The sequence below is a fragment of the Marivirga sericea genome (assembly GCF_900177665.1).
In the GTDB taxonomy this organism is placed as follows: domain Bacteria; phylum Bacteroidota; class Bacteroidia; order Cytophagales; family Cyclobacteriaceae; genus Marivirga; species Marivirga sericea.
In genome coordinates, this window is sequence record NZ_FXAW01000001.1 from 481,899 (window position 1) to 500,786 (window position 18,888).

Here is an 18,888-nt window from a genome sequence, read left to right on the forward strand (position 1 = left end):
ATGAAGTTTAGATTTCTCTCATATCTTTTAGGAGTAATATCGGTTGTCAGTTTCTCTTCTTGCAAGACTCAAAATATTTATATGACGGGACTGCCAGAAGAGCAAAGACTGGATAGTGCTTTTCTTCTATCAGATGACTATCAGTATAGAATACGGAAAGACGATAAGCTTACCATTAGTTTATGGGGGCAAGATGAATTAAGTGTTGGATCAACTTACGGAATATATAATTCAAATGAAGTATATGGGAAATGGTTAATGGTTGATTACAATGGCGAAGTTCCTTTACCCAAGATTGGGGATTATAAAGTAGAAGGGAAAACGCTAATAGAATTGAAAAACGAATTAACAGTCCGATACAGTGAATGGATTCGTGAACCTGTGGTAGATGTCAAAGTACTAAATCGAGAGATCACAGTTTTAGGAGAAGTAAAAAGTCCTGGGACCATATCAATAGATAAAGAGCGAAATGAGTTTTTCGAAATAATAGCGAAGTGCAATGGCTTTGATTCCTATGCTAACTTGAAATACGTGAAGGTTTTAAGACAGAAAGGTCAAGATGTTGCAGTTGCTACTCTTGATCTAACAGATGCTAGCCGATCACCGCTAACGGATACACCACTTTTACCGGGAGATGTCGTGATCATTCCTTCAAAGAAGTATAAGGAGTTTGATAGAAGGGTGTCGGTAATCATTCCATTTACATCGACTATGACAGCCGCGGCCATTTTTATAGGCTTATTTTAACTAGAACTATGAAAGAATTATTAACCTTTTTGAGGCCTTATTTTAGAGGATTACCTATAATAATCTTGGCGATGGTAGCATGCTACATGATAGCTGCTAAGTACTTGAATTATGTAACCCCAATGTATGAAAGTACAACCAAGATTAAGTTAGCTGATATAAGTGAAGGCATCACAAACAGTAATCTCTTTAAGGATTTTGATGTTTTTGCTACTTCTAATAAAGTTGCCGGTGAAATTGAGGTTCTAAAGTCTGAAGTTCTACTTAACCAGGCCTTGGATCAGCTCAATTTTGATGTGGAGACTTTTAGAGTAGGTAAAATACGGCAGGTGGAGTTATACGAAGACAATCCATTTAAATTTCACTTTATTAATTTTAACCCAAGCTATAAAGATCGCTTATTATCCTTCTCTTTCAACAAGGATCAAAAAATAAGCTTTAACTATGCTGACGGCTCCTCGGAAAGCGGAAATTTATCTGACACTTTACAAACTAGATTTGGCTCAGTGAAAGTTGAACTAGACAGTGCAGTACTCCGAAGATTCCCTGTTATTAATTTGTATGACAATTATGGACTAAAGGTTCGCTCAAGACCTAAGTTAATCAGTGATGTTAAGAAGAACCTTGATGTAACAGCAGTTGATAAAGATGTAGCCGTAATCAGAATTATTTATAAGTCAGCAAACCCAAACAAAGCGGCTGTTTTTGCGAGTACTTTGGCTGACGTTTACATTCATGATTATATAGATGTCAAATATAAGGTAGCGAATACTACTTCTGAATTTCTTAAAAGTCAGATAGAGCAGATAAACAAGAAACTTCAAACTTCGGAGAATGAAATTGAGAAGTACCGAAATAATAAAGGGATTACAAATATCATTCAGGAGACTGAAACTGAATTAAGAAAAATATCTCAATTAAAGATTCAACAGACAAACCTTAAAATGTCTTTGTCTGCCATAAAAACTCTTGAAGAATATATAGCAGAAGGAAAAGATGATTTCCTAAATCTGGCACCAAATTTTGAAGCTTTCACTGATTTATTATCAACGGAAATCGTAAAATCCATTAAAGCTTTACAAGCCAAGAAGAAAGAACTTTTAATGATTTATACTGCTGATGCTGAGGAAGTAAAGATCATTGATGCTAAAATTGAAGATCTTAAAAATTACCTGATTGAAAGTATTAGTAATACAAGGAAGAATTTAGAAGTTAAATACGAACTTTTAACAAAGGATATTATTGAGGCTGAAAAGGTTTTCTTAAAAGTGCCGGAGAATGAAAAGGTCTTAGCAACACTCAATCGAGAGTTCAGAATTTACGAACAGTCATACAATTTCTTGAACGAGAAGAAAATTGAAGCGGAAATTGCCCGAGCAGCCACAATAGCTTTTCACAGAGTAATTAGTCCAGCCACTGTGCCAAATGTTCCAGTTTCTCCAAACAGAACTATTATCAAGATTGTATCGGCATTATTGGGCTTGTTTGGAGCCATAGCACTGATTTTTGTAGTGCATATGTTGAAGGCTAGAGTCAATAACAGAGATAATATTGAAAGTAACTCTTTGATCCCGGTTGTCATGGAGACACCGAAATTTAAATCTAGAGATCTTGAAGTTAAACACTTTCAACGGGTTTTAACTCACTTAGAGATAAAGGGCTTGCTAAAGGATCATAACGTCATGAATTTCACGCACTTTAAGAAAAATGAAGGAGCGGAATATAATGCTTTTAACCTTGCTTATACACTAGCAAATCAAGGAAAGAAAGTGTTAATTATTGATGTTTTGGATAGCCTATCAGATAGGAGGAGAGCCAATTTAAATGAGTTGATTAATGGAGAAATTGCCATTCAGCAAGTAGATATTCAAGAGTTCAGACTGTACTCCAATGCTGATGCGAAAAACTGGTTAGTTTCAAAAAGTCAGTCATTTGACTATACTATTATCATTAATGATTACTTAACAGAAAGAGATGGAATGCTTTTGATGGCTATCTCAGATTTAAACTTCATTAGTCTGGATGCAAGATTAACGCTAGCTAGCAAGATTGAGGAGGCTAATCTTATTGTTGATGAGTATAAATTGCCAAATGTTCATTTTATTCTGAATAGGGCTCATTACAATCCGAATATTGTTTTAGAAGCCTACTGGTACCTCAGAAAATTTTTCATAGCACTTAAAGGAAGATTCTATGAGAAAGCTTAAAAACTTATTGAGTAATCCCAAAGCACTTCTGTTCGGGGATCAAGCAGTGTACAGTGGAACAAGTTTTCTTTTGACGCTATTTATAGCTAGAAATTTTTCTAAGGAAGAGTTCGGTACTTATTCGCTCTGGTTAATTGGAGTTTACTTTATTCTCAACATAATCAGCACTTTAAGCATTCAGCAGTATCAGGTACTAGCACCAGGATTCAAGGAATATAAAAGCTATAAATCCTTTAATTTATTTCTGCTACTAGCCTTACTAATTCTTTCTGTTTTAATAGTTTTTGGTGCTATTAGTCCTTTTTTATCTGATTTTGAAAGACTACAAGAATTCAAGTTGGTCATTGTAATTTTTGGGATTGGATTCTTACTTCACGATTTCTTAAGACGATTTGCTATTGCTAATGATCATATAAGAACCGCTTTTTTCATGGATGTAAGCTATACCTTCTTGGTAGTCTTACTTTCTGTAGCACAGTACCTTTTTGCCTTTTCATTCAAAAATTTTATGGTGCTATTTCCTCTTGTTTACTTTCCGGCAGTAGTAATTGGCATATTGCAGTTTAGGAACGAAAGTATTGAGACTAAACATTGGAAGTATTTCATGAGTCAGCATTGGCAACATGGTAAATGGTTAGTATTATCAGCAATGGTGCAATGGTGGTCTAGCAATTTATTTGTGTTAGCATCAGGCTTATATTTAGGTATTGAGGCCCTTGGTGCATTTAGATTAGTTCAATCTCTATTTGGCTTATTAAATGTCTTTTTGCAAGCTATTGAGAATTATGCCATCCCTACAGCAGCAAGGATTTACAATGAATTTTCGATTCCAAGAACGGTAGATTACTTGAATAAGTTAAGTCTTAAAACTGTCATCGCTTTTGGATTAGTACTGGCCATGTTATTTCTATATGCTACACCTTTGCTAGTTTTAGCAGCAGGGGAAGGCTACGAGAATTATGGTTTTGTGGTAAAAGGAATGGTGATATTATACGGTATAATCATAATTGGTTATCCCATCAGAATAGGAATTAGGATTTTACTCTTGAACAAATATAATTTAACAGGTTATCTGTTTTCACTCCTCATCAGTTTCGTCAGTTTTCACTTCCTCCTTGAAAGATTTCAACTAGTTGGAGCCATCGCAGGATTAATATGCTCTCAGCTTATTTTACTTAGTTTTTGGTACTACGCTCTTCGGAGGCAAAAATTTTACATATGGAAATCATACATTTAATACTAGGCAAGGCGAATCCGGACAGGATGAATGGGGTGAATAAAGTAGTTTACCAATTAGCTACTAATCAAGCTAAGCGAAATTTGAAGGTAGAAGTTTGGGGTATTACAAAGGATTTGACTCACAATTACGAGGATAGGGTATTCAATACTCAACTATTTAAAAAGCAACATAATCCTTTTAAGCTAAGTGAGTTGCTAAAATTAGCCCTGATTAAAAAAAGCGGAAAAGCCGTAGTCCATTTGCACGGTGGCTGGATTCCAGTTTATGCTACTTTAGCGAAGTTTCTGTCAAAGCATGATATTCCTTTTGTTATAACTCCTCATGGAGCTTACAATACGGTAGCGATGAACAAGAGCAAATGGATTAAAAAGGCATATTATCAGCTGTTTGAAAAATCAGTACTCAAAAATGCGAAAGCCATACATGCTATAGGCAAAAGCGAAATTGACGGTCTTGCAGGCTTGGGAAATTATAGCAATACATTTTTGTCACCTTACGGGTTTGAGATTGAAAGTATTAAACCCGTAATGCCTAATAATGAAAAATTTGTAATAGGATTTGTGGGAAGAATCACTGCCTACACAAAAGGTCTTGATATTATTATTGATTCTTTCAAAAACGTGCTTCAAAAGAATGCTAGAGCAGAATTGTGGATTGTGGGGGAAGGTGATGATTTGAATAGTCTTAAATCAAAAGTTCAAGGAGAAGGTATTTCTGGTGTAAAATTTTTTGGAGCTAAGTATGGCGAAGAAAAGAATGCAATTATTAGAAAAATGAATGTATTCGTTCATGCCTCAAGAAATGAAGGGATGCCGAGCGCTGTAATAGAAGCAGCTAGTTTTGCGGTTCCTGTTATTGTTTCGCCTGAAACTAATATTGCTGAATTGGTTGAAAAATATAAGGCGGGAATAGCATTGAATGAAAATACTGTAGAAGAATTAACATCTGCATTTTTAGAGGCTATTAGTTCTTCAACAGAAGATTTATACTTACAAGGACTTTGTGCATTAAAGATGATAAAAGAAGCTTTTAACTGGACTCAAATTGTCCGTAGTATGAATGATTTATACGCTAAATGAGGACCACTAGTCAAAATATCGACCATGATATTTTCTTCAAAAAGGTAAACCGTTTGCTTCTGGTCATCTTATTGTTGATGGTCGCTTGTTTTTTTACCTGGAGTGAAAACGTACTCATAACTAGAGCAATTAAAGTAGTAGGTAGGATGGGAGTCCTGTTCGGCTCTTATTTAGTCTACAAAAAGATTATAGCTTATGGTGCTATAGATAATCTAAAGTGGCATAATGTCCCCTCCATATTTATGTACGTATTATACCTCTTGTTAGGCTTTGCTTCTTTTCTGTGGACAACTAACATTGGAGTTAGTGCTTTACAGTGGTTTATGACCACTCAAACATTGGTGTTTTGCTACTTCTTCATCAAATGTCTGTATTTGTTAGATAAGTTTTTTCCTGAACATAAGATCCGTTTATTCAATCTTTTAGGAAACGTATGTTTTGTCCTGATCACGATTTTTGTGGTAGGAATGTGGGTGAATCCTGACGTTTTTTTTCGCTATACCCATGGAGGAGAAGAGGCAAGGTTAGGAGGCTATATGATGAATCCGAATGAGCTAGGTATGTTGGCTGGAGTAGGGGTTGCGGGTCTGTTGTTTGATTTAAAAAGAGACCACAAAAAAGCCTGGACGATTTTCAAATTATTGGTCTTGTTTTACGGGCTTTATGCCACAGGATCACGATCTTCCCTGATTGGAGCATTATTAATTATAGGCTTTCATGTAAAGCAGTCTTCAAATACAAAACTGAAAATTTTAATTATCACGGGTATGATTGTCGTTGCTCCTGTAGCGATATATAAAGTAGTACTTAAAGATGGTGATTCAAGTCGTATTGAAGAAGTGTTAAGTATGACAGGCAGGCTTCCATTTTGGACTGCTTTGATAAATGAAGGTTTGCCCAGAGAACCGATGCTTGGATTTGGCTTTATGAGAATTGACTACAAGGAATATTTTCAGAGTACGCATACATATCCTGGAAAAATGACCCACAATACCTTTTTACAAGTGCTAATGAATTTAGGGTTTGTCGGCATCACAATTGTCATTTTCCAAATGATATTCACCTTTAAAGGCATATCAAAAGAGCATAGTGAAAAAAGACTCATGTTGCTCAGCATGTTGATTCCATTAATCATTAATTCCTTAACAGAATTTGGGATATTCGGAGAGTCAAATTACGGTATTCTGTTTTACCAATTGATTATTTTATACATATCATTCAAGCAAAACGATATTTTAACACCCGCTCAGAAATTATACTTGAAGAAGAGAAGACCTGATTTAGTTTACTAAATCAAGAATCTCAAATCAAAACCCTTTTTCCATATTTTGGAAAATACTCCTAGTGATTATTATGTAATGATCTGGAATTCAGGCCATTAATTTTTAGGTATCAATTTGGCATATCACTTTTCATCTAAGAGAAATCAAATGACCGAAAAGATGAAAAGTAATTCAGAGCATTTAAAAAGCTACTATGTTGTTAAGAATGGGGATGGAAGTATTAGATGGGTTTCACCTGTAAGTGCTAGTAAGCCATATTTTTTAGCATTCTATTCCATTACAAGTTTTAAATCTCTGTTAATCAGTATTTATTTCAAAGTGCTGTTCTTGTTTAAGATTCAAGCTCTTTTTATGAAGAAAGAAAAGTTAGATCTTAAGCTTGAAGAGCTAGATGTTTTCGGATTTGATGAACATGCTAATAATGAATGGTCTTTATTTATGGGGACAATTGGTCCCAATAATAAACGATTACTCTACTTTAGAAATGCTAGTGATGAATTTGATTTTATTAAAATCCCCACTACAACTAATGCCAAAAGGATAATTGAAAACGAAGCAAGAGTTCTCTCGCATATGGAAAGAAATGGTGCTTCTAGTTTTAATTTCCCGAAAATGAAATTGTATCGGAATGAAAAACTATTGCTTTCTGATATATCAGGTGAAGCAAAGAGGTCAATGAACCTTAGTTCAGCTCATTTAAATGGCTTAGCGGAGATTGCAAAAATAGAGCTTGAGAAAGGATCAGATGAGAACTATAATGATGTGATTAGTGCGATCGGGGGATTTATTGATGAGTTTTCCTCTGTAAATCAACAGAAATTTCCGAGTAGTATTGTCCGAAAAACAAAGGAATTGTTCCATATCTTAAGTAAATATGACTTAAATATGGAGTTTTCGCATGGCGACTTTACGCCCTGGAACACCTATTTAAATAACAATAAATTAGCAGTGTATGACTGGGAACTTGCAGATTACAGAACTAAGGGTTTTGACTTTTTCCATTTCATCGTTCAAAAGAGTATTCTCGTTGAACGAAAATCGTGGAAGGAAACTTATGAGGAAATTTCAGAAATTATAAAAAATGAAGAGTTTAAGAAGTTCTTGCCTGAAGTAGTAGAAAACCTTAATCTTTACCTATCTGCTTATTTTCTGCAACAAATTTACGATTCATTCAAATTATATTCAGTTCAATTGAAATGGCATGAGCAAATATTGTGGATGATTGAATTTTGGGATTCAGCACTTTCTTTTGTTTTAAGTAAATTTATTGATAGCAGAACAGTATTGCTGAAGGATACTGTTGACTTTTTGTCCAATAAAAGATATGCAGCTGTTAAATTAGAAGATCAGCCAATTGAAGAACTGAATATTTTCTCTGATGTAGACTGGTGTATAGAACGGAAAGATATAAAACCGATCCTGTCCTTTTTAAAGAAGCACCCATCAGTATTTAGCTACAGCATTCAAGTTAAAAGCTTCATGAGTTCTATTCAAATGGTCTTAAAAGATGGGTCTACTTTGAATTATGATTTCATTTGGAAGTTCAAAGTAAAAGCAATTGAGTTTTTAAGTGCTAAGCATGTCTTGGGTAATAGAGTGATAAACAGCTTTGGCGTTTATGTGTTTTCAGATCTGGATCTGGCTCGGTACATAAGTCTGTTCTATTTTCTAAATGGAGCTCATGTTCCGGAAAGATATCATAAATCGATCGAGTCTCTGAATAATTTAGAAACGGTGCTTGATATAGCACTGGTTCATCAAATTAGAAATAATATTAATTCTAACTTTAGTTTATCTGTAATATTAGATGATTACCCAGTAAATAAGAAATGGAGTGGCCTAGCCAATAGGTTTTCCTATTTATGGGACACGATCCGTTCTTTCTTTGGGACGAAAGGATTCTTGGTGACTTTTAGTGGAGTTGATGGTGCTGGAAAGTCCACCATAATTAATGCCTATCGAGCTATTTTAGAAAAGAAATACCGTAAAAAAGTAGTGGTTTTAAGACACAGACCGTCCGTACTTCCGATATTGAGCGTCTGGACTAAGGGCAAAAAGAAAGCGCATGAAGATGTTATTAATTCATTGCCACGACAAGGTGAAAATTCCAGTAGTTTATCTTCCATAATCAGGTTTGCTTACTACTACACTGATTATTTGTTCGGTCAATTTTACATATATCTCCGATATATTTTAACAGGATATATCGTTCTATACGATCGCTATTATTTTGATTTCATAAATGATAGCAAAAGAAGCAATATTGCCATTTCACCGGCTGTTGCTAAGCTGGGATATCATCTTCTTATGAAACCTAAATTCAACTTCTTTCTATATGCGGATCCACATGTAATTAGATCAAGAAAACAGGAATTGGAAGAGTCAGATATACTATCCCTTACCTCTAAATATTTAGACTTGTTTATCGAATATGATAAAAGTAAGAAAGCTAATTATTTCAGTTTACATAATACTGAAATGGATAGGACTTTAGAAATTATTGAAAATCATACATTTAATTATTTATGGAAGGCCTAGTTTCAAGTTTAGTTAAAAAGCGAAATCCTGATTTTCAATTTGACAGTCAGTTGAGCATTGGCATCTTTTTTTCCTTTTTTGTGCAAGCTGCATTTTCAGTTTTGAGAGGGTTCAAACTTTTACTAAAAGGCAAGATGCCAAAATATGCAATGCTTGGTAGAGGTGTAAGATTTCAGTATAGTAGCAAAATCTGTTTCGGAAAGTTTCTGAAAATAGGAGATGGAGCAAGATTGTCAGGACTTTCAAGAGATGGTTTAGTCATGGGAGATAACGTCAGTATTGGGGCTTACAGTAGCATTATAGTTTCTACTTCTTTGAATGATTTAGGAAAGTCTATTAGAATCGGAAATAACGTAGGAATGGGAGAGTACGCATATTTAGGAGGTGCTGGAGGACTTGAGATAGGGGACGCCTGCATAATTGGCCAATACTTTAGTTGTCATCCAGAGAATCATAATTTTAATGATACATCAGTAGAAATAAGAAAGCAGGGAGTCAATAGAAAAGGAATTAAAATTGGAGAGGATTGCTGGATTGGAAGTAAAGTAACAGTCCTGGATGGTGTAGAAATCGGAGATGGTTGCGTTATAGCTGCCGGAGCAGTAGTCACTAAATCTTTTCCAAAAAACTCAATAATTGGTGGAGTACCTGCCAAATTATTAAAATCTAGAAAGCCATGAAAACAATATTAGCCACGGCATATGCTGTGAACCCATACAAAGGTTCGGAAGATGGAATGGGATGGAATATGATCCTGCAAATAGCTAAGAAAAACAAAGTAATAGCTATCACCAGAGAAAATAACCAGCCCCATATTGACAAATACATGGAGGAAAACCCTAGTGATTTATACAAAAATATAAGGTTTGCCTATTTTGATTTGCCCTACTGGATGCGCTTTTGGAAAAAAGGAGGGAGAGGGGCTATGCTTTATTATTGGATGTGGCAAAGAGGAATCGTTTCCTTTATTAGAAAGCAGAAGTTTCAGTACGATATTGTTCACAATCTCAATTTTCATAATGACTGGACTCCCAGTTATTTATGGAAACTTAAAAAACCCTTTGTGTGGGGTCCAGTAGGTCATCATCCACGGATTCCCTCTAAATATTTGCAGTTTTATGACCGCAAGATTAAAGTGGTAGATGCTGCTACATGGTTGGTGAAAAAGACCTTTTGGAGATTATCTTCATCTCTCAGGGTAACTGCAAGAAAGGCAGATCATATTTTATGTATGAATTCATCGGTAGCAAAAGTTCTTCCTCATATCACCCACAAATCAACTGTGTTACCGTCTGTGGCTACACAAGACTTCGGTTATCAAGAGAAATCTACAAATGGTTTTAATATCATTTCTGCTGGTAGACTAGTAGCGCTAAAAGGATTCGACTTGACCATCAAAGCTTTTGAAAATTTCTATCACAGGTTAAACCAAGAGGAGCAAGCAGCAGTAAAGCTTACGTTGGTGGGAAGCGGACCAGAAAAAGAAAGATACTGCAAAATGATTGCGAATGCTGGGCTGACAGATAAGGTAGAAATTATCGCTTGGATAGATCGAAAAGACCTTCTCAATTTATATAGAGAATCATCTGTGTTTCTTTTCCCCTCGCATGAAGGTGCTGGAATGGTAGTGGCAGAGGCCATGTCTTTTGGTTTGCCCGTTGTTTGCTTAGACAATGAAGGGCCAGGAGAATTTGTAGATCAAAGCTCGGGAATAGCAGTTAATCAAAGTAGTAGCTACAATGAAACCATTGAAGAATTAGCTGATGGATTATTGCACCTTTATAGAAAACCAGACTTCTATCAGAGATTAAGCCAAGGAGCTAGAAAGAGATTTGAAAATAATTTTGATTGGGAGACTAGACATACAATATTAGATAAAGTCTATAAAAAGGTCTTATAATGAGGATTTTTGCAGCCCACTTATTTAACGATTATAGCGGTAGTCCGAAAGTACTCATGCAATTGATAAAATCATGGGTGGATGATAATCATGAAGTTCATTTGTATACATGCTCTGGTCGAGAAGGCTTTTTATCTCATTTGAACGGAGTCCAGTATCATTTTTATTGGTACAGCTTATCTTCCAATCCTTATATTAGATTGCTTTTCCTTATGGCTAGTCAATTCATATTGATGGCTAAAATTTTAATGAAATTAAGAAAAGATGATCTAGTTTATGTGAATACCGCTCTACCTTTTGGTGCTGCTATTGCTGCTAAAATGAAAGGAGCGAAGCTTGTCTACCATGTTCATGAAACTAGTCTGAAACCTGAAATATTCAAAAGTTTGGTCTTTGGCATTATGAAATGGTCGGCTGATCATTTAGTTTTTGTATCTGATTATTTAGCAAAGGAAGAAGCAATCGGGAATATTCCTTATACCGTGATTCATAATGCAATACCTGAAGACTTTTTGGAAGAATCCAGTTCTTATGAAAAGGAGGTAATAAATCAAGTAAAGCATGTTTTGATGGTTTGTTCACTTAAATGGTATAAGGGAGTAAATGAATTCTTAGAATTAGCGAAAAGTAATCCACGTTTAGAATTTAGGTTGGTTTTGAATGCAGAGGAGCATGAAATTGCTGAGTATTTTTCAAAATTGAATGTAGCTGAAAACATAGAAATATTAAGCACGCAAACTAATCTACATCCTCATTATCAGTGGGCACATATAATAGTGAATCTTTCTCGTGCAGATGGGTGGATTGAAACTTTTGGATTGACTATTATCGAAGGGATGGCATATGGGCTGCCTGCCATGATTCCAACTGTTGGAGGAATTACTGAATTGGTAGTGGACGGAACCAATGGCTATCAAGTAGATAGTAGAAATATAGATCGGTTGAATAATGCACTTTGCAAAATGACCGACCTGGACCATTACCAATACCTATCAAATATGGCTTCTCAACAGTTGAACTCATTCAGAGAGCTTGTATTTAAGCAGAAAAGCCGAGCATTATTGGAATTATTTTCCAAATAATGGAAATTCAGGCTTTGGATTCATGTGTAACTAACTAATAATCAATTGAATAAGATATTGGTATGATTTGAGCCATAGTTGAAATAAATAGTTCAAATATGGAAGACTTAAAAAATATCTTAGTTACAGGAGGAGCAGGATACATTGGCTCTCACACCGTAGTGAAGTTGAGTGAAGCCGGTTACAGAGCTATAATTGTAGATGACTTTAGAAATAGTCATCAATCTGTAATTGAAAATATTCAGTTCCTGTGCGAAATACCTCCAGTCTTATTCAAAAAGGACTGTACTGATGCAGTGGAAATGAAGAAAATATTCTCGACCTATCCGATTGAAGGTGTGATTCATTTTGCTGCACTAAAATCAGTGGAAGAATCCATTGAAGAACCACATGCCTATTTTGAGAATAATATGAATAGCTTGTTGTTAGTAACAAAGCTTATGAATGAGTTTGGAGTGTCCAAACTTGTGTTTTCATCCTCGTGCACGGTCTATGGAGAAAATGATATTGCAGCAGGCATCAATGAAAGCTGTCCCCTTCAGGAAGCAAAAACACCTTACGGCTATTCAAAACAAATGGCTGAGAAGTTTCTCCACTATTTAATAAAATCAAAACACAATCAGGTAAAACCTATAATTTTAAGATACTTCAATCCCATTGGAGCTCATAGTTCAGCATTAATCGGTGAAAACCCAATTGCTGAGCCTAAAAACTTGCTTCCTTTAATATGCAAGAGTGCGTATGGATTAAACGGTCCAATTAAAGTATTTGGTGATGATTATGATACAAAAGATGGTAGTTGTATTCGCGACTTCATTCATGTTGTGGACTTAGCAGATGCCCATATTCAGGCCTTAGCATATAGTGAGAGAATGGAAGTGTCACTTGATATTTTTAATGTAGGGACTGGGGAAGGGCATTCGGTTTTAGAACTACTGGAGATATTTGGGGAAGTGAATCAAGTGGATGTTCCCATAGAAATGCATGATAGACGAGAGGGTGATATTCCATATATCTATGCAGACACTCAAAAAATACAAAGCTTATTGGGTTGGAAACCAGCATATAGCATTCAAGATGCACTAAGACATTCCTGGATGTGGCAATTAAAATTAGTAGCAAAAGAAGATTTAATACTTGAATTATGAAAACGAGATTATCAATAATAGGGACAGTCGGCTTGCCCGCTAATTATGGAGGTTTTGAAACCTTGGCAGAACATTTGGTGACGAATCTATCAGTAGAATATGCGATTGATGTTTACTGTTCAGGAAAGAAATATGCAGCAGATGCAAGAAAAAAAACGTACAAAGGTGCAAATCTTTTTTACTTGCCATTTGATGCTAATGGAGTTCAAAGTATTATATATGATTCTATTTCTATATTACATGCATTATTTAGAAGTGATGTATTGCTGGTCTTAGGAGTAGCTGGGGCTTGGTTATTGCCTTTTGTTAAACTATTTACCAACAAAAAAATCATTATTTCAATAGATGGAATCGAATGGAAAAGGGATAAATGGAATGTTTTGGCAAAATGGTATTTGTTTTGGGCAGAGGGCTTAGCTGTTAAATATTCCCATATCGATATTTCTGACAATGAAGCTATTCAAGACTATACAGCTAGCCGATATGGTTCTTTGAGTAGAATTATTGAGTATGGTGCAGACCATGTACTAAATGTTAAAGTACAAGAATCAGATCTCAATACTTATCCTTTTTTATCTTCTGATTATGCGGTAAAAGTTTGTCGAATTGAACCAGAAAATAATGTTCACAATGTATTAGAGGCTTTTTCTAGAGTTAAAAGCCAGAAACTAGTCATCATTGGGAATTGGGAGAATAGTGATTATGGAAAAAATCTTAAATCGACTTACAGTGGGCTTGAAAACATTACAATATTAGATCCTATTTATGATCAGGAAAAACTTGATTTAATTAGAGGCAATGCATCCTTGTATGTCCATGGACACTCTGCTGGCGGTACCAATCCTTCTTTAGTAGAAGCCATGTACTTAGGCCTACCAATCATTGCTTTTGGGGTATCTTATAATCGCGTTACCACCGAGGAAAAAGCACTATATTTTAATTCCTTGGGGGAGTTGGTAGATCAACTTCAAGGAATTGATGATGGATATTTAAAACCATTAGGCGCAAAAATGCTAGAAGTTGGGAAGCGAAGATACAATTGGAAATTGATTTCTCAGAAGTATAGACAACTTGTTTTAGAAGCTTTATCTGCTCCAAAGAAGAAGTCAATACTTTCTAAATCTAATAAGTTGGACAAAGATGTCCTGTCAAAACTTGAACTTAACCATATTCTTAATCAAGAGACTTTTTATTCTAAACGCTAAAACTATGAATGCAATCCTTACTGCCCTGGCCCCCTATTTTTTCTCGGTTATATTTCCACTGATTATATTTTTATTGCTTAAACGACCTGCAATGGTTGTTGCCAATAGAATTGGTCTAGTTGATAATCCAAATGAGAGGAAGTTGCATATTGGTGCAATACCTTTAGTAGGTGGAATACTTATTTTTTTATCCGTGTTTATCACCAATTTTCTTATCAGTAATATTGGCGAAGAGTGGGCGTTTTTTCAAAATTATTTCTTTGCTGGTGGATTAATATTGCTCATGGGCTTGTTAGATGACAGGTTTGATGTAAGAGCAGTAATAAAGCTACTTTTTCAGCTTAGTTTAGCTTTATTTGCCTTTTATAATGGAATAAGAGTTGAATCTTTAAATGGAATTTTGGGGTTCTATGAAATCTCTTTTGTAGCACAGCTACTGATTACCGTCCTTGGGATTACAGGTTTTATAAATGCATTTAATTTAATGGATGGGGTAGACGGTTTAGCATCTGGATTTGCTTTTTTGACCCTTTCATTATTTTTAATATTAAACTTAATTCTAGGTAATTATACGGAAATTTTGCTGCTGATAAGCCTGTGCACTGCATTAATTGTTTTTTTTAAATTCAATGTAGGTCCTAAGATATCGAAAATATTCTTAGGTGATGCTGGCTCATTGTTTTTGGGTTTTACAATAGTTTTAGCTGCAATATCTCTTTTAAATAGTGGTACTGTCTTAGAAAGCAATTTATACTTTGCATTGGTGATCGTTGCATTATCGATTCCTATGATAGATTCAATTCGTGTATATATATTCAGAATTAATAAAGGTAGAAGTCCTTTTAGAGCGGACCGGAGTCATTTTCATCATTTGATGGTGGAAGCTGGAGTGAAGCCGGTGAAAGCTTCAGCAATTATTATCGGCTACAGCTTTCTGATGATTTCCATTTCAATAATTCTAATCAACTACCTCAGCATTAACGCTTTTCTCATTGCACTGATAGTGTCATTCACTGTTTTCGTAATGCTCTTGAACTTTAATTTAAAGATTTCAATGTGGAAAGTTAGAATTAGAGAGATGGAGAATAAAACTTAATTACCTGCTTTTTTTGTTTTCGCGAATTCCTTCTACAAGTATTTAACTATAATTTCATTAATAGGAGAGGGCTTGGTCAAGGTCATCATGTGCGATCCTTCAACGATAACATGAGTAGGATTTACATTTCTTAATGGAATCGTATGATCTTTAGTGCCATGGATATGGATAATATTTTCTTTTGCAGTTTTTCTGTCCCAGTTGATAATCATTGCCACTGTCCTTTTCATGTATATAGGATCTTTGGCTGCCAGCATACTTTTAAACGTGGTTTTGTTGCTGTTCCTATCTGGTTCTACAATAGGTTGGAGCAGTTTGGCACCTGCCAACATTAATTTAGGAGGGACTATTCTGTATATAGGAATTACTTTTTGAAATCTGTATCTGAATGGAAGCTCTGATCGTGTCTTAGCACTTGAAATGATGAAGGATTGTTGAGGGCTTAGAAAATCATTCAGCTCTGAAATTATCATTCCTCCTAAGGACACGCCAATAAAGATGTACTGACGAGAGGTATCTATCTGACTAGAAATTCTATGGGCATAATCTTTCACAGAACTTCCTTTTTCAGGAATAGGATATTTGATATGAACTATCTTAGTATGATTTTCGAATTTTAAGCTATCAAATAATCGCTCATCTGAACCTTGTCCAGGAAATAGATAGATAACGGGGAGACTTTGGGAAAATGAGAAGCTTTGAATACCTATGCCAAAAACCGCTAGTATCAAAATGCGTTTAATTGTCATGGGTTTTAGACGAATTATTCACCAGCTCACTGATTCCTGTTAGTTCTACTTCGCTTAAATGCCTCCATTTTCCTTTGTCAGTATCTAAATTGACATTCATGATTCTAATTCGCTTCAAACCTGCTACTTTATAATCGAAATATTCGCACATTCTTCTAATTTGACGGTTTAGACCTTGCGTTAGAATGATTTTAAAGGAGCTTTTGCCTATTTGCTCAACAAAACATTTCTTAGTAACAGTATCTAAAATAGGAACTCCGTTTCCCATTTTTTCAATAAAATCTCCTTTGATAGGTTTATTTAAATGAACAATATATTCCTTTTCATGATTATTTCGGGCTCTCAAGATCTTATTCACGATATCTCCATCATTAGTAAGAAATATTAAGCCTTCACTATATTTATCTAATCGTCCAATTGGAAAAATCCTTTCCGGGTAATTAATGAAGTCAATAATGTTATCTTTTTCCCTTCGTGTATCTGTAGTGCATACTATGCCTCTAGGTTTGTTAAAAGCGAGATAGATAAAATCAGATTTTGGTTCCGTTATCAACTCTCCATGAACCCTGACTTCGTCTTGTGCAGCTACTTTTGTTCCCATTTCAGGGATTTCCCCATTAATAGTAACAGCCCCTTCCTCGATTAATTTATCAGCTGCTCTTCTGGAGCAATAGCCGGCTTCACTTAGAAATTTGTTGATTCTTTTCAATTTTGTATCCAATAATCCGGTAGTTTAAAATGCAATAGCTTGTATGTATCTATATGTCAAAGTTATTAAAATATCGATTGAAATATTCTAAGTTTGGAAACAAAAAAATCCTGGCCATTTTCATGAACAGGATTTTAATAAAAATTTAGTATAAGGAAGAATTAACTTTCTGCTTCTCCTCCTTCTTCTGGTGCTTCTGCTCCTTCTGCTTCAGCTCGTTCTTCTCCCTCGGTTTCTTCTTCATCATCAGTTGCTTTTCCTCTTAGTGCTCTTGGGATTTCGACAACAGCAATTGAAGCTTGTGGTGTGTCTAATATCTCACAATTTTCAACAGATACAGACTCTACTTTAATTGATTTACCAAAATCAAGTGCGCTAATGTCCAACGTAATATGCTCAGGCATATTTTTAGGTAAAGCTTTTACGAGAAGTGTTCTTCTTTTGTGAATTAAAGTACCCCCTTTGGTGACACCTGGTGCAGTTCCTTCCAAATGAACTGGAATTTCCATTTTAATATTCTTTCCTTTGTGAAGTTCTAAGAAATCAGCATGAAGGATGATTTCACTTACTGGATGGAAAGATACATCTTGCAAAATAGCTTGGTACTCATCGCCTTCAATATTGATGTTAACGAAGTGTGCTTCAGAGGTAAATACTAGCGGGCGAAAAAGAATCATTGGCGCATAAAAGTGGATTTGCTCGTCACCACCGTACAATACGGCAGGAACCATTGCTTCCGCTCTTAATCTTTTCGCCTCTTTTTTGCCAAGATTTGCTCTTTTATACCCTATAATCTCAACAGTTTTCATAATATATATTTGTTAAAGTGAATAATTACTATCTTAAATAAACAATGAACTGATAGATTCATTGTCGTGAATTTTTCTTATTGCTTTGGCAAACATATCAGCTACCGAAAGCACTTTAATCTTATCAGATTTTTCTTTTAATGGTAAAGTATCTGTTGTAATTAATTCATCCAAAGTTGAATTGGCTATATTTTCATATGCTTTCCCTGAAAGAACAGGATGAGTTATGATAGCTCTTACTGATTTTGCCCCTTTGTCTTTTAGCATATCAGCGGCTTTACATAAGGTTCCTGCGGTATCCACTAAGTCATCGAAAATAATAACATCTTTACCTTCTACATCTCCTATGACTTGCATGGAATCAATCTCATTGGCTTTTTTCCTTTGCTTGTCACAAACGACCATGTCGAGTTGAAAATGCTTAGCATATTTTCTTGCTCTTGCTGTTCCGCCAACATCTGGGGAAGCAAAAATTGTGTCAGGAGTTATACTTTCCTGTAGATAAGGAACAAAAATAGCTGAAGCATCCATGTGATCAACAGGAATATTAAAGAAACCTTGGATTTGACCGGCATGTAAATCACAGGTAACGATTCTGTCTGCACCTGCTGCTTCAAAGATGTTAGCTAACATTTTTGCCCCAATAGCAACTCGTGGTTTGTCTTTTCTATCTTGCCTAGCATAACCGAAATAAGGAACCACTAATGTAACTTTGTATGCACTTGCTCTCCTAGCTGCGTCAATCATCAAAAGTAATTCCATGATGTTGTCTGCAGGAGGAAAGGTCGATTGAATTAAAAATACATGATGTCCTCTGATTGATTCTGTAAAATAGGGAGAAAGTTCACCATCGCTGAATTTTTGCAATTCAACATCTCCTAAAGGTTTCCCATAGCTTGCAGCTATTCTTTCAGAAAGATATTTTGAAGCGGAACCGGAAAAAATTTTGACAGAGGACATGGTTTTTATTTTTTGCGCTTAAAATAAAATATCCCGTCCTATGTTGCTATGGACGGGATTTAGTTGCCCGACTAGGGCTCGAACCTAGACTCTTCTGTACCAAAAACAGACGTGTTGCCAGTTACACCATCGGGCA

The 18,888-nt window shown here is 35.3% G+C and carries 16 protein-coding genes and 1 tRNA gene; 12 read left to right on the top strand and 5 right to left on the bottom strand.

Going from position 1 to position 18,888, the window contains the following annotated elements:
- The 12 genes from B9Y84_RS01885 (at position 1) to B9Y84_RS01940 (ending at position 15,525) form a co-directional block, all read left to right on the top strand.
- On the top strand, positions 1 to 747 hold the full coding sequence (locus B9Y84_RS01885; RefSeq protein WP_085515398.1) for a polysaccharide biosynthesis/export family protein: 747 nt from the start codon (positions 1 to 3) through the stop codon (positions 745 to 747).
- An 8-nt stretch (positions 748 to 755) separates the two neighbouring features.
- Positions 756 to 2,954, top strand: coding sequence for a GNVR domain-containing protein (locus tag B9Y84_RS01890; RefSeq protein ID WP_085515399.1), 2,199 nt, complete (start codon positions 756 to 758; stop codon positions 2,952 to 2,954).
- On the top strand, positions 2,941 to 4,191 hold the full coding sequence (locus B9Y84_RS01895) for a lipopolysaccharide biosynthesis protein (RefSeq protein WP_085515400.1): 1,251 nt from the start codon (positions 2,941 to 2,943) through the stop codon (positions 4,189 to 4,191). The genes B9Y84_RS01890 and B9Y84_RS01895 overlap by 14 nt, the downstream gene beginning before the upstream one ends.
- The gene (locus B9Y84_RS01900) at positions 4,173 to 5,273 is read left to right on the top strand and encodes a glycosyltransferase family 4 protein (RefSeq protein WP_085515401.1); all 1,101 of its coding nucleotides are present in this window, start codon (positions 4,173 to 4,175) and stop codon (positions 5,271 to 5,273) included. The genes B9Y84_RS01895 and B9Y84_RS01900 overlap by 19 nt, the downstream gene beginning before the upstream one ends.
- The gene (locus tag B9Y84_RS01905) at positions 5,270 to 6,565 is read left to right on the top strand and encodes an O-antigen ligase family protein (RefSeq protein WP_085515402.1); all 1,296 of its coding nucleotides are present in this window, start codon (positions 5,270 to 5,272) and stop codon (positions 6,563 to 6,565) included. The genes B9Y84_RS01900 and B9Y84_RS01905 overlap by 4 nt, the downstream gene beginning before the upstream one ends.
- A 150-nt stretch (positions 6,566 to 6,715) precedes the next feature.
- Entirely contained in the window at positions 6,716 to 9,094 is a 2,379-nt protein-coding gene (locus B9Y84_RS01910) for a nucleoside/nucleotide kinase family protein (RefSeq protein ID WP_139827919.1), read from the top strand.
- On the top strand, positions 9,082 to 9,774 hold the full coding sequence (locus B9Y84_RS20970) for an acyltransferase (protein ID WP_085515404.1): 693 nt from the start codon (positions 9,082 to 9,084) through the stop codon (positions 9,772 to 9,774). The genes B9Y84_RS01910 and B9Y84_RS20970 overlap by 13 nt, the downstream gene beginning before the upstream one ends.
- Positions 9,771 to 10,994, top strand: a complete 1,224-nt coding sequence (locus B9Y84_RS01920; RefSeq protein WP_085515405.1) for a glycosyltransferase family 4 protein — start codon at positions 9,771 to 9,773, stop codon at positions 10,992 to 10,994. The genes B9Y84_RS20970 and B9Y84_RS01920 overlap by 4 nt, the downstream gene beginning before the upstream one ends.
- Complete coding sequence (locus B9Y84_RS01925) at positions 10,994 to 12,076, top strand: glycosyltransferase family 4 protein (RefSeq protein ID WP_085515406.1); 1,083 nt, start codon at positions 10,994 to 10,996, stop codon at positions 12,074 to 12,076. The genes B9Y84_RS01920 and B9Y84_RS01925 overlap by 1 nt, the downstream gene beginning before the upstream one ends.
- Positions 12,077 to 12,174: 98 nt before the next feature.
- Positions 12,175 to 13,224, top strand: a complete 1,050-nt coding sequence (gene galE / locus B9Y84_RS01930; protein ID WP_085515407.1) for a UDP-glucose 4-epimerase GalE — start codon at positions 12,175 to 12,177, stop codon at positions 13,222 to 13,224.
- Positions 13,221 to 14,429, top strand: coding sequence for a DUF1972 domain-containing protein (locus tag B9Y84_RS01935; protein ID WP_245830802.1), 1,209 nt, complete (start codon positions 13,221 to 13,223; stop codon positions 14,427 to 14,429). The genes galE and B9Y84_RS01935 overlap by 4 nt, the downstream gene beginning before the upstream one ends.
- A gap of 4 nt (positions 14,430 to 14,433) precedes the next feature.
- A complete protein-coding gene (locus B9Y84_RS01940) occupies positions 14,434 to 15,525 on the top strand; it encodes an MraY family glycosyltransferase (protein WP_176223681.1) in 1,092 nt (363 codons plus the stop codon).
- Between the two features lie 32 nt (positions 15,526 to 15,557).
- Here B9Y84_RS01940 and B9Y84_RS01945 read toward each other — a convergent pair whose 3' ends face one another.
- The 5 genes from B9Y84_RS01945 to B9Y84_RS01965 form a co-directional block, all read right to left on the bottom strand.
- Positions 15,558 to 16,274 (bottom strand): alpha/beta hydrolase, encoded by a 717-nt coding sequence (locus B9Y84_RS01945; RefSeq protein WP_085515410.1) that lies wholly within the window; start codon positions 16,272 to 16,274, stop codon positions 15,558 to 15,560.
- The gene (gene rluF / locus B9Y84_RS01950) at positions 16,264 to 16,995 is read right to left on the bottom strand and encodes a 23S rRNA pseudouridine(2604) synthase RluF (protein WP_085515411.1); all 732 of its coding nucleotides are present in this window, start codon (positions 16,993 to 16,995) and stop codon (positions 16,264 to 16,266) included. The genes B9Y84_RS01945 and rluF overlap by 11 nt, the downstream gene beginning before the upstream one ends.
- A gap of 149 nt (positions 16,996 to 17,144) precedes the next feature.
- On the bottom strand, positions 17,145 to 17,792 hold the full coding sequence (locus tag B9Y84_RS01955; RefSeq protein ID WP_085515412.1) for a 50S ribosomal protein L25/general stress protein Ctc: 648 nt from the start codon (positions 17,790 to 17,792) through the stop codon (positions 17,145 to 17,147).
- A 33-nt stretch (positions 17,793 to 17,825) separates the two neighbouring features.
- Positions 17,826 to 18,752, bottom strand: coding sequence for a ribose-phosphate pyrophosphokinase (locus B9Y84_RS01960; protein ID WP_085515413.1), 927 nt, complete (start codon positions 18,750 to 18,752; stop codon positions 17,826 to 17,828).
- A 63-nt stretch (positions 18,753 to 18,815) separates the two neighbouring features.
- Positions 18,816 to 18,888: transfer RNA gene (locus B9Y84_RS01965), tRNA-Gln, on the bottom strand.

What these genes read in the sequence shown, in the direction of transcription:
- B9Y84_RS01885 (WP_085515398.1), top strand. Translation starts at nt 1, where the DNA reads ATGAAGTTTAGATTTCTCTCATATCTTTTAGGAGTAATATCGGTTGTC.
- B9Y84_RS01890 (WP_085515399.1), top strand. Translation starts at nt 756, where the DNA reads ATGAAAGAATTATTAACCTTTTTGAGGCCTTATTTTAGAGGATTACCT.
- B9Y84_RS01895 (WP_085515400.1), top strand. Translation starts at nt 2,941, where the DNA reads ATGAGAAAGCTTAAAAACTTATTGAGTAATCCCAAAGCACTTCTGTTC.
- B9Y84_RS01900 (WP_085515401.1), top strand. Translation starts at nt 4,173, where the DNA reads ATGGAAATCATACATTTAATACTAGGCAAGGCGAATCCGGACAGGATG.
- B9Y84_RS01905 (WP_085515402.1), top strand. Translation starts at nt 5,270, where the DNA reads ATGAGGACCACTAGTCAAAATATCGACCATGATATTTTCTTCAAAAAG.
- B9Y84_RS01910 (WP_139827919.1), top strand. Translation starts at nt 6,716, where the DNA reads ATGAAAAGTAATTCAGAGCATTTAAAAAGCTACTATGTTGTTAAGAAT.
- B9Y84_RS20970 (WP_085515404.1), top strand. Translation starts at nt 9,082, where the DNA reads ATGGAAGGCCTAGTTTCAAGTTTAGTTAAAAAGCGAAATCCTGATTTT.
- B9Y84_RS01920 (WP_085515405.1), top strand. Translation starts at nt 9,771, where the DNA reads ATGAAAACAATATTAGCCACGGCATATGCTGTGAACCCATACAAAGGT.
- B9Y84_RS01925 (WP_085515406.1), top strand. Translation starts at nt 10,994, where the DNA reads ATGAGGATTTTTGCAGCCCACTTATTTAACGATTATAGCGGTAGTCCG.
- galE (WP_085515407.1), top strand. Translation starts at nt 12,175, where the DNA reads ATGGAAGACTTAAAAAATATCTTAGTTACAGGAGGAGCAGGATACATT.
- B9Y84_RS01935 (WP_245830802.1), top strand. Translation starts at nt 13,221, where the DNA reads ATGAAAACGAGATTATCAATAATAGGGACAGTCGGCTTGCCCGCTAAT.
- B9Y84_RS01940 (WP_176223681.1), top strand. Translation starts at nt 14,434, where the DNA reads ATGAATGCAATCCTTACTGCCCTGGCCCCCTATTTTTTCTCGGTTATA.
- B9Y84_RS01945 (WP_085515410.1), bottom strand. Translation starts at nt 16,274, where the DNA reads ATGACAATTAAACGCATTTTGATACTAGCGGTTTTTGGCATAGGTATT.
- B9Y84_RS01955 (WP_085515412.1), bottom strand. Translation starts at nt 17,792, where the DNA reads ATGAAAACTGTTGAGATTATAGGGTATAAAAGAGCAAATCTTGGCAAA.
- B9Y84_RS01960 (WP_085515413.1), bottom strand. Translation starts at nt 18,752, where the DNA reads ATGTCCTCTGTCAAAATTTTTTCCGGTTCCGCTTCAAAATATCTTTCT.